At 73.8% G+C, this 10469-nt stretch carries 9 protein-coding genes; 5 read left to right on the plus strand and 4 right to left on the minus strand.

Annotation, left to right across the window (positions count from 1 at the left end; translation table 11 throughout):
- A partial coding sequence (locus VIM19_01290) for an amidohydrolase (GenBank protein ID HEY5183548.1) occupies window positions 1-1608 on the minus strand: 1608 nt, incomplete at its 3' end.
- Window positions 1609-1626: 18 nt separating this feature from the next.
- Here VIM19_01290 and VIM19_01295 point away from each other — a divergent pair.
- Window positions 1627-3192, plus strand: coding sequence for a molybdopterin-dependent oxidoreductase (locus VIM19_01295; GenBank protein HEY5183549.1), 1566 nt, complete (start codon window positions 1627-1629; stop codon window positions 3190-3192).
- Window positions 3193-3280: 88 nt separating this feature from the next.
- Here the strand turns inward: VIM19_01295 and VIM19_01300 are convergent, their stop codons facing one another.
- Window positions 3281-4732: a gamma-aminobutyraldehyde dehydrogenase gene (locus VIM19_01300; GenBank protein HEY5183550.1), complete on the minus strand. Its 1452-nt coding sequence runs from the start codon at window positions 4730-4732 to the stop codon at window positions 3281-3283.
- 176 nt (window positions 4733-4908) lie between these two features.
- Between VIM19_01300 and VIM19_01305 the strand changes: the two genes are divergently transcribed.
- The 4 genes from VIM19_01305 to VIM19_01320 are packed head-to-tail and all read left to right on the plus strand — an operon-like array spanning window position 4909 to window position 8814.
- Window positions 4909-5388 (plus strand): Lrp/AsnC family transcriptional regulator, encoded by a 480-nt coding sequence (locus VIM19_01305; GenBank protein HEY5183551.1) that lies wholly within the window; start codon window positions 4909-4911, stop codon window positions 5386-5388.
- Complete coding sequence (locus VIM19_01310) at window positions 5385-6782, plus strand: aspartate aminotransferase family protein (GenBank protein ID HEY5183552.1); 1398 nt, start codon at window positions 5385-5387, stop codon at window positions 6780-6782. Before VIM19_01305 ends, VIM19_01310 begins: the two co-directional genes overlap by 4 nt.
- Window positions 6767-7435, plus strand: coding sequence for a pyridoxamine 5'-phosphate oxidase family protein (locus tag VIM19_01315; protein ID HEY5183553.1), 669 nt, complete (start codon window positions 6767-6769; stop codon window positions 7433-7435). The genes VIM19_01310 and VIM19_01315 overlap by 16 nt, the downstream gene beginning before the upstream one ends.
- Window positions 7432-8814: an FAD-binding oxidoreductase gene (locus VIM19_01320; GenBank protein HEY5183554.1), complete on the plus strand. Its 1383-nt coding sequence runs from the start codon at window positions 7432-7434 to the stop codon at window positions 8812-8814. The genes VIM19_01315 and VIM19_01320 overlap by 4 nt, the downstream gene beginning before the upstream one ends.
- Before the next feature lie 26 nt (window positions 8815-8840).
- Here the strand turns inward: VIM19_01320 and VIM19_01325 are convergent, their stop codons facing one another.
- A complete protein-coding gene (locus VIM19_01325) occupies window positions 8841-9797 on the minus strand; it encodes an SIS domain-containing protein (protein ID HEY5183555.1) in 957 nt (318 codons plus the stop codon).
- Window positions 9797-10469, minus strand: a 673-nt coding sequence (locus tag VIM19_01330; protein ID HEY5183556.1) for a phosphotransferase, incomplete at its 5' end; no start/stop codon positions are given. The genes VIM19_01330 and VIM19_01325, both read right to left, overlap by 1 nt.

Genomic DNA, 10469 nt, shown 5'->3' on the forward strand with positions numbered 1-10469 from the left:
CCCGTCGTGCGTCCGGACGCCGGCCAGCCAGGTTCCTCGCACCGGGATGGACGCCCACTTACCGGGGGGTGCGGTGAACGGGTCCGCGCAAAGCGCCACCAGGTCGGCCCGCATCCCCACGGCCAGCCGTCCCCAGGAGCCCTCCTCGAACGCCTGGTAGGCGACGCCCGCGGTATAGGCCAGCACCGCCGTGGCGGGGTCGAGGCGCTGGCCGGGGATCCAGCCGTCGGCCGGCTCCCCGGCCGCGTTCTGCCGCGACACGGCGACCGCGAGCCCCTCGAGCGGCCGCAGCGAGGACACCGGCCAGTCGCTGCCCATCGACAGCGTGGCTCCCGCCTCGGCCAGGCCGCGCATCGGGTACTGCAGCAGGCTGCGCTCCGGGCCCAGCCTTGGCGCGGTCAGCTCCAGCTGGCAGTCGTCGAGGCAGGCCCACAGCGGCTCGAAGTTGGCGATCACCCCCAGCGCGGCGAACCGGGGCAGGTCGGCGGGGTCGACCACCTGCGTGTGGGCGACCACCGCGCGCCGGTCCCGAGGGCCGTTGACCCGTTCGGCATGCTCGACCGCGTCGAGGGCCGCGCGGACGCCGGCGTCGCCGATGGCGTGGATGTGCACCTGGAACCCGTCCGCGTCGAACGCCGCCATGGCCTGCGCCAGCTCCGGCGGCGACCACACGGGGAGCCCGCAGGTGTACGGCGCGTTCGCGTACGGCTCGAGCAGCGCCGCGGTCCCGAACTCCAGGACTCCGTCGGCGAAGAACTTCACGGTCCGGGCGGACACCTGCGGATGGCCCTGCGCCGACGCCCTGGCGGCGGCGAAGCACGCCAGCTGCGCCGGCCACTCCCCCGGCTCGGCACGCAGGGCGATGTTCACCCGGACGGCGAGCTGACCCGCGTCCGCCGCGGCGAGGTAGGTCGTGACGTCGGAGGGCGCCAGCGCCGCCTCCTGCGCCCAGGTGACGCCGGCCGCGGCCAGCAGCCCGGTCGCGGCCTGCAGGCCGGCCCGCTTCGTGGGGTCGTCCGGCACCGGCACGAGGCGCTTGACCAGCTCCATCGCCGTCCACTCCACGAGGGTGCCCAGCGGCTCGCCGTCGTCCCGGCGGGCCACGGCCGCGGCCGGGGGGTCCGGCGTGGCCGCGGTGACCCCGCCGCGCCGCAGCGCCGGCGTGTTCACCCACGCGCTGTGGTGGTCGGTGGACTCGAGGTACACCGGCCGGTCGGGCACCGCGGCGTCCAGCCAGCGGGCGTCGAACAGTCCGCCCGGCGCGAGGGTCGGGTCGTACGAGCCCCCGGTGACCCACTCCAGCTCGGGGTGCTCAGCGGCGTACCGGCGCACCGCGGCGACGACCTCGTCGACCGACCGGGCGTCCCGCACCGGCGCCTCGGTCAGCTCGACCCCGCCCCACAGCGGGTGCACGTGACCGTCGCCGAACGACGGGAGCAGGACGCCGCCGTCGAGGTCGACCTCGACGGTGTCCGGGCCCGTCTGCGCGAGGGCTTCGTCGTCCAGTCCGCTGACGCGCCCGTCGCGGACGGCGAGGGCCCGCGCCACCGGGCGGGCCGCGTCCTGAGTTCTTACGATGCCCTTGCGGAACAGCAGGTCGGCGGTCATGTCGCGCATCATGGCAGGGTGCCACCAAGCCCCCCTCAAGCCCCCCGCTGGGCCTGGACGCTCACCGGGGTCGTCGCTGCGGCGGTCGGTCTCGGCGTCGCCCAGCTGGCCGCCGTCGTCACCGGTGCGGACTCCGCGCCCGTGGTGGCCGTCGGCGGCGCCGTCGTGGACGCCACCCCGCTGTGGCTGAAGAACGCCGCGATCCGCTGGTTCGGCACGTCAGACAAGGCGGTGCTGCTGCTCGGCATCGTCGTCGTCCTCTGCGGGCTGGCCGCGGCCGTCGGGTTGCTGGCCCGCAGCCGGCTGCGGGCAGCCCTGTACGCGGTCGCCGCCCTCGGCGCGATCGCCGCGCTGGCCGCCGTGCGCCGGCCGGACGCGACCTGGCTGTCGGTGCTGCCGTCGGTGCTCGGGGCGCTGGTGTCCGCCTGGGGGCTGCGCTTCCTGGTGGAACGGCGGACGACGCGGTCACCCGCCGTTCGTCCGGCGACCGGCCCAGCCGCCAGCCCCACTGACGGGCAGTGGGACCGCCGCGCGTTCCTGCTCGGCAGCGCCGGGCTCGGTGCCGCAGCCCTGGTCGCCGGCGGGTCCGCACGGCTGCTCGCCGGCGGGTCGAACGCGGCCGCCTCCCGGGCCGAGGTCCGGCTGCCGCTCCCCGCCACCCCCGTCCCGCCGCTGCCGCCCGGCGTCGACCTGCACCTGCCGGGGCTCACGCCGTTCACCACGCCGGTCAACGACTTCTACCGGGTCGACACCGCGCTCGTGGTGCCCCGAGTGGTCGCCGCGGACTGGCGGCTGCGGGTCCACGGCATGGTCGACCGGGAGATCGAGCTGACCTACGCCGACCTGCTGGCCCGCCCCCTGGTCGAGACCGACCTGACGCTGTGCTGCGTGTCCAACGAGGTCGGCGGCCCGTATGTCGGCAACGCCCGATGGCTGGGCGCCCGGCTGAAGGACCTGCTCGACGAGGCCGGGGTCCACCCCGGCGCCGACCAGCTGCTGAGCCGGTCGGCGGACGGCTGGACCTGTGGCACCCCGACGGCTGCGGTCATGGACGGCCGGGCCGCACTGCTCGCGGTGGGCATGGACGGCCTGCCGCTGCCGATCGAGCACGGCTTCCCGGTGCGGATGGTCGTGCCCGGTCTCTACGGCTACGTCAGCGCCACCAAGTGGGTCGTGGACCTCGAGCTGACGACGTTCGCAGCCGCCACGGCCTACTGGGTCAGCCGCGGCTGGGCGGCTCGCGGCCCGGTCAAGACGATGACCCGCATCGACACCCCAGGCGCCGGCACGCAGCTGCGCGCCGGCGCCGTCGCCGTGGCCGGCGTCGCCTGGGCGCAGCACCGCGGCATCGACGCCGTCGAGGTCCGGGTGGACGGGGGGCCGTGGCAGCCGGCCCGGCTGGCCGCCGTCCCGGGCATTGACACCTGGCGGCAGTGGGTCTACCGCTGGGACGCGACCCCGGGCTCCCACACTCTGTGGGCGCGGGCCGTCGACGGCACCGGCGACGTGCAGACCGGGCAACAGTCGCCACCGGAGCCGGACGGCGCCAGCGGCTGGCCCACCGTCGCGGTCACGGTCCGCTGAGCACCTTCATGCAGGTGCGGTTTGTGCGGCCACACGCTTAGAAGGGACCCTTCCTTCAGAAGGGTCCCTTCTAGGGGGCAGCCGCAGGTCAGCTGTTGATGTTGGCCATGACGTGCTTGATCCGGGTGTAGTCCTCGAACCCGTACATGGACAGGTCCTTGCCGTACCCGGAGTGCTTGAAGCCACCGTGCGGCATCTCGGCGACGAGCGGGATGTGGGTGTTGATCCACACGCATCCGAAGTCGAGCCGCTTGGCCATCCGCATGGCCCGGCCGAAGTCCTTGGTCCACACCGAGGACGCCAGGCCGTAGTTGACGCCGTTGGCCCAGGCCAGCGCCTCGGCTTCGTCGGAGAACTTCTGCACGGTGATGACCGGTCCGAAGACCTCGTTCTGGATGATCTCGTCGTCCTGCCGCAGGTTGGAGACCACGGTCGGCGCGAAGTAGAACCCGTGGTCGCCGATCCGCTCGCCACCGGTGGTGATCATCGCGTGACCCGGCAGCCGGTCGATGAACGCCGACACCCGGGCCAGCTGGTTGGCGTTGTTCACCGGGGGCAGCAGCGCGTCCTCGTGGCCGGGGCCGTGCTCGTAGGTGGTGACGACGTTGCGCGCCTGCGCCGTGAGCGCCGCCACGAAGTCGTCGTACGCGCCCGGCGAGACGAGCACCCGGGTGGCCGCGGTGCAGTCCTGGCCCGCGTTGAAGTAGCCGGCGATGGCGATCGCCTCGGCCGCCGCCTCGATGTCCGCGTCGTCGAAGACGACGACGGGCGCCTTGCCGCCGAGCTCGAGGTGCACCCGCTTGACGTCCTTGGCGGCGCCGCCGGCGACCTCCATGCCGGCTCGCACCGAGCCGGTGATGGCCACCATCTGCGGGATCGGGTGGTCGACCAGGGCCCGGCCGGTGTCCCGGTCACCGCAGACGACGTTGAACACGCCGGGCGGCAGCGCGCCGGACTCGGCGATCAGCTCGGCCATCCGCACGGTGGACACCGGCGTGGTGTCGCTCGGCTTGAGCACCACGGTGTTGCCGGCGGCCAAGGCCGGGGCGTACTTCCAGACCGCCATCATCATCGGGTAGTTCCACGGGGTGACCTGGCCCACGACGCCGATCGGCTCGCGCCGGACCATCGACGTCATGCCGGCCATGTACTCACCGGCGGCGCGGCCCTCGAGCACCCGCGCGGCACCCGCGAAGAACCGGATCTGGTCGATCATCGGAGGGATCTCCTCCGACATCGTCAGGGCGAGCGGCTTGCCGGTGTTCTCGCTCTCCAGGGACACCAGCTCGTCGGCGTGCGCCTCGAGCACGTCCGCGATCTTCAGCAGCGCGGCCTGCCGCTGGCTCGGCGTGCTGTCCCGCCAGCCCTCGAACGCGGTCGCGGCTGCCCGGTAGGCGGCGTCGACGTCCGCCTCCGTCGACAAGGGGGCGGTGGCGAACACCTCGCCGGTGGTGGGGTTGACCAGGTCGGTCGTCGCGCCGTCGGCGGCGTCGACGGACTCACCGTTCACGAAGTTGCGCAGGACACGCTTGTCACTCACGAGGGTCTCCAGGAAACGAGGCAGGAACCCGGGCATCGGGCGTTGCCGCGAGCGTAGCGCCCAAGTCACGAAACCGACAGAGTGGACGCCTCCAGACCTCGGAATCAGTGCATAGAACATACGCAGACAACGGAATCACTTGTGTTTCCCGACGACTAGCGGCAGTATCGCTGTCCATGGCGGGACGGGAGCGCAGCAACGGCCACGGGGTCGTGCTCGACCATGTCGCCAAGGCGATCATCGAGCAGCTGCAGGAGGATGGTCGCCGTCCGTACGCCGCCATCGGCAAGGCCGTGGGGCTGTCCGAGGCGGCCGTGCGCCAACGCGTCCAGCGGCTCGTCGACTCCGGCGTGATCCAGATCGTCGCCGTCACCGACCCGCTCGTCGTCGGGTTCGCCCGGCAAGCCCTCGTGGGCATCCGGGTCGAGGGCGACGTCCAGGCCGTGGCCGACACGTTGGCCGCGATGGAGGAGGTCGACTACCTGGTGATCATCGCCGGGCGGTACGACCTCCTCGCCGAACTGGTGTGTGAGGACGACGCCCGGCTGTTCGACCTGGTCAACCAGCGGATCCGGGGCATCCCCGGCGTCCGGCTGACCGAGACCTTCGTCTACCTGAAGCTCCACAAGCAGACCTACACCTGGGGAACCCGATGACCACCACGCCGCAGTACGTCGACGAGGGCGGGGCCGACCGCCTCGCCGAGACCGCCCGCGAGCACCTGTGGATGCACTTCACGAGGCACTCGGTCTACGACGCCGGACACCACGTCCCGGTGATCGTCCGGGGGGACGGCGCCTACATCTGGGACGACGCCGGCCGCAGGTACCTCGACGGGCTGGCCGGGCTGTTCGTCGTCCAGCTGGGTCACGGCCGGACCGAGCTGGCCGAGGCCGCCGCCAAGCAGGCCTCCGAGCTGGCGTACTTCCCGCTGTGGTCCTACGCCCACCCGAAGGCGATCGAGCTGGCCGAGCGGCTGGCCACGTACACCCCGGGCGACCTCAACCGGGTGTTCTTCACCACCGGTGGCGGTGAGGCCGTCGAGACGGCCTGGAAGCTGGCCAAGCAGTACTTCAAGCTGACCGGCAAGCCGATGAAGCACAAGGTCGTCTCCCGGTCGATCGCCTACCACGGCACCCCGCAGGGCGCGCTGTCGATCACCGGCATCCCGGACGCCAAGAAGTACTTCGAGCCGCTCGTTCCCGGCGCCATCAAGGTGCCGAACACCAACTTCTACCGGGCCCAGGAGCACGCCGACGACCCGGAGGCGTTCGGCCGCTGGGCGGCCGACCGGATCGCCGAGGCGATCGAGTTCGAGGGCCCGGACACCGTGGCCGCGGTCTTCATCGAACCGGTGCAGAACTCCGGCGGCTGCTTCCCGCCGCCCCCCGGGTACCTGCAGCGGGTCCGCGAGATCTGCGACCGGTACGACGTGCTCATGGTCGCCGACGAGGTCATCACCTCGTTCGGCCGGATCGGCGAGATGTTCGCCACCAAGCGATTCGGCGTGACGCCGGACATCATCACCTGCGCCAAGGGCATGACCTCGGGCTACTCCCCGATCGGCGCGATGATCGCCAGCGACCGGCTGTTCGAGCCGTTCCGCAAGGGCTCCAACTACTTCGCGCACGGCTACACCTTCGGTGGGCACCCGGTGTCCGCGGCGGTGGCGCTGACCAACCTCGACATCTTCGAGCGCGAGGGCATCAACCAGCACGTGCTGGCCAACGAGACCGCGTTCAAGGCCACCCTCGACCGGCTGCGCGACCTGCCGATCGTCGGCGACGTCCGGGGGGCCGGGTACTTCTACGGCATCGAGATGGTCAAGGACAAGGCCACCAAGGAGACCTTCAACGAGGACGAGTCCGAGCGGCTGCTGCGCGGGTTCCTCTCCAAGGCGCTGTTCGACCACGGCCTGTACTGCCGGGCCGACGACCGCGGCGACCCGGTGATCCAGCTGGCCCCGCCGCTGATCATCGGCCAGCCGGAGTTCGACGAGATCGAGCAGATCCTGCGCACCGTGCTCACCGAGGCGTGGTCGATCCTCTGACCGCCTCGGCTCCGGGGGCCACCGCGCGCACCACGGTGCGACGGCTCCCGGACAAGGCGGTGCCCGACCGGTCGGTCCTGCACGCGGTGCTGGACGCCGGCCTGGTGGCGCACCTCGCGGTGGTCGACGACGACGGCCAGCCCTACGTCGTCCCGGTGGCCTACGCCCGGGACGACGACCGCGTGCTGGTGCACGGATCGACCGGCTCGCGGCTGTTCCGCGGGCTCGCCGCGGGCGCGCCCACCTGCCTGACCGTGACCCTGCTGGACGGCCTGGTGGTCGCCCGGTCGGCGTTCGAGTCCTCGATGCACTACCGCAGCGTCATGGTGCTGGGCCGGTGCACGGTGCTGCGCGGGGCCGCGAAGACCGCCGCCGTGGGAGTGCTCACCGAGCACCTGCTGCCGGGCCGCTGGGCCGAGGTCCGGCCGCCGACCCGCAAGGAGCTGGCCGCCACGACCGTGCTGGCGCTGCCGCTGGACGAGTGCTCGGTCAAGGTCAGCGCCGGGCCGCCGGACGACCCGCCCGAAGACGTCGCGCTGCCGGTGTGGGCCGGCACCGTGCCGATCCTGGAGTCGTTCGGGGCGCCGGTGCCGGCCCCTGACCTCGTGCCCGGCCGGCCCGTGCCGGCCTCCGTAGAAGGGTGGAAGCGGTGACCTACCGGTCGCTGTCGTTGTGGTGGGACACGCTGCCCGGGGAGCTGGCCGGGCCGGTCCGTCCGGCGCTGCCCGGCTCGACCGACGCCGACGTCATCATCGTCGGCGCGGGCTACACCGGGCTGTGGACGGCGTACTACCTGTCCGTGGCCGACCCGACCCTGCGGATCGTGGTGCTGGAGAAGGAGACCGCGGGGTTCGGTGCCTCCGGCCGCAACGGCGGCTGGTGCTCGGCACTGTTCCCGGCGTCCTGGGCCAAGGTGGCCAGGGGGTCGTCGAGGGACGCCGCCATCCGGCTGCAGCGGGCCATGTTCGACACCGTCGACGAGGTCGGCCGGGTGGCCGGCGCCGAGGGCATGGACATCCACTGGGCCAAGGGCGGAACCCTCGGGATGGCCCGCACGCCGCTGCACGTGCAGCGGGCCGCCGCCGAGATCGACGAGGCCCGGGCCTGGGGCTTCGGCGAGCAGGACTATGCCTGGCTGACCGCCGCCGAGGCGGCCGAGCGGTCGGGGGCGACCGACGTCCTGGGCGCGACGTTCACCCCGCACACCGCCGCGATCCACCCGGCCCGGCTGGTGCGCGGCCTGGCCGGCGCCGTCGAGCGGCGCGGGGTGCGGCTGTACGAGGGCAGCCCGGCGCTGGCCGTCGAGCCGGGCGTGGCGCGGACGCCGCACGGCGACGTCCGGGCGCCGCACGTGATCCGGGCAACCGAGGGCTACACGCCCAGCCTCCCCGGCCACCAGCGGACCGTGGCGCCGGTGTACTCGCTCATGCTGGCCACCGAGCCGCTGCCGGCGACTGCGTGGGACCGGATCGGGCTGGCTGCCCGGGAGACGTTCAACGACTACCGGCACCTGATCATCTACGGGCAGCGCACGGCCGACGACCGGCTGGCCTTCGGCGGCCGCGGCGCGCCCTACCACTTCGGCTCCTCGGTCGAGCCGCGGTTCGATCGCGACCCGGCCGTGTTCGCCGAGCTGCGACGGGTGCTGGTCGAGCTGTACCCGGTGGTGGCCGACCACGCCGTCACGCACACGTGGGGCGGCCCGCTCGGGGTGCCGCGCGACTGGTACGCCTCGGTCGGCCTGGACCGGACCACCGGGCTGGGCTGGGCCGGCGGGTATGTCGGGGACGGCGTGGGCACGGCGAACTTGGCTGGCCGGACGCTGGCCGACCTGGTGCTGGACCGCGGCGAGTCCGACCTGCTGCGGCTGCCCTGGGTGAACCACCGCTCCCCCCGGTGGGAGCCGGAGCCGCTGCGCTTCCTCGGCGTGAACACCGGGCTGCGCGTCATGTCCGGCGCGGACCGCGCCGAGGCGCGCACCGGACGGCCGGCCAGGCGGGCCCAGGTGTTCGGCCGGTTCCTCGGCCACTGACCGGTCGGGACGCAGTCAGGACACAGTCAGGACGCCGCCCACCACCGCGCCGCGACCAGCTCGGCCACGGTCGTCTCGGTGAGCAGCCGGACGTCGTCCACGTCGTCCCCCGGGTAGCGGACCGCCGCTGCGGCACCCTCGACGTCCGCGCCGACCGCCACCACCGTCGAGCCGCGCTCGGCCACCCAGCGCATCAGCTCCGGCTGGTACGCCGAGCCGGGCAGCAGCAGCATCCGGTAGTCCAGCGTCTTGGTGAGGTAGACGTCGACGTGGCTCCAGTCGCCGGTCTCGCAGGCGTGCGACGGCCGGCGCGGCCCCTCCCGCAGCATGAGTGCGGACTGCTGGGCCGAGGCCAGCCGGCGGGCCGGGGCGACCACCCAGGACCCCTGCGGCCCGGCCAGCCGGTCGGCCACCCCCGGCAGCCAGCCGTCGCGGGTGTCGAGCAGGTGCGCTGTGGCCACCGCCGCCGTCCGGCAGCCGGCCGTGAGGGCCGGCGCCACCCCGGGGGCCAGCCGCTCGGCGAGGGCGAGCAGCACCGCCAGCGTGTGCCGGTAGGAGCGGCAGGCCACCCCGCCGTCCTCCGGGCCGGCCAGCAGGGGCAGCACCCCGGTGGCCAGGTCGGCCAGCGGGCCGGCCGGGTCCTCGGTGACCGCGACGACCGGCGCGACCCCGGCGTGGGGGGCGGTGGCGGCCAGCGTCTCGGCCGACCGGCCGGACGCCGACACCGCCACGACCAGCGTCCGCGGGTCCGGCGGCGGCAGCAGATCGGACGACGCCAGCTCGGCCACGGCATCCACCCCCGCGTGCCGCAGCCGCGCGGCCACGACCCCGGCCGCGTAGGCGGACGACCCCATGCCGAGCAGGAGCACGCGGTCGTGCGAAGGCGCCTCGAACGGCAGGAAGCCGTCGTCCAGCGCGTCGGCCAGCGCGGCCAGGGTGTCCGGGATGCGCTCGAGGTCGGCGAGGTATCCGGCGGGGTCCATCAGCACCCTCCCGGGAGCGGCAGCAGTGCGGCCAGCGCCGCGTCCGGCACGTAGCGCCAGCGCGGCAGGTGCCGGGCCGCGTACACCAGCTCGCGGCACTCCTGCTCGACCTCGAACGGCCGCAGCAGCCGCTCGTCGAGCAACGGGCCGTCGTAGGCCGCCAGGAAGGCGGTCCGGGTCGCCGCGATCCACTCGTCGACCGGTCCGACCTGTCGCCCAGCCGTCCGCCGGTTCGCGACGCGGCCCACGTGGTCCAGCGAGCGCAGCATCCCCGCGACGTCCCTGGCGGGTGGCTGCGGCAGCGAGCGCTCGGACGGCGGGAGCACCGGGTTGCCGTCGAAGTCGGTGACAGCGTAGCCCCCGTCGTGGCGCAGCACCTGGCCCACGTGCAGGTCGCCGTGCACCAGCGTGACCGGCGTGGGGGCCACCCCGGCCAGCGGCGCCAGGGCGGCCCTGGCCGACTCGGCTCGGGCCCGCAGCCGCTCCCCCTCCATCCCCGGGTTGAGCACGAACGCCTCCTCCAGGGTGGCCAGGGCGCGCCGGTGCCAGCGGCCGGCGTCCGCCTGCGTGGCCGCGCCCACAGGGGTCGGCTCGGACCCGGACGGGGTGGCCAGCGCCCGGTGCAGGGCGCCGACGAGCGAGCCGAGGACGGTGGCCGGCTCGACGGCGGCC

Source organism: Actinomycetes bacterium, from assembly GCA_036510875.1.
Taxonomy (GTDB): Bacteria; Actinomycetota; Actinomycetes; order Prado026; family Prado026; genus DATCDE01.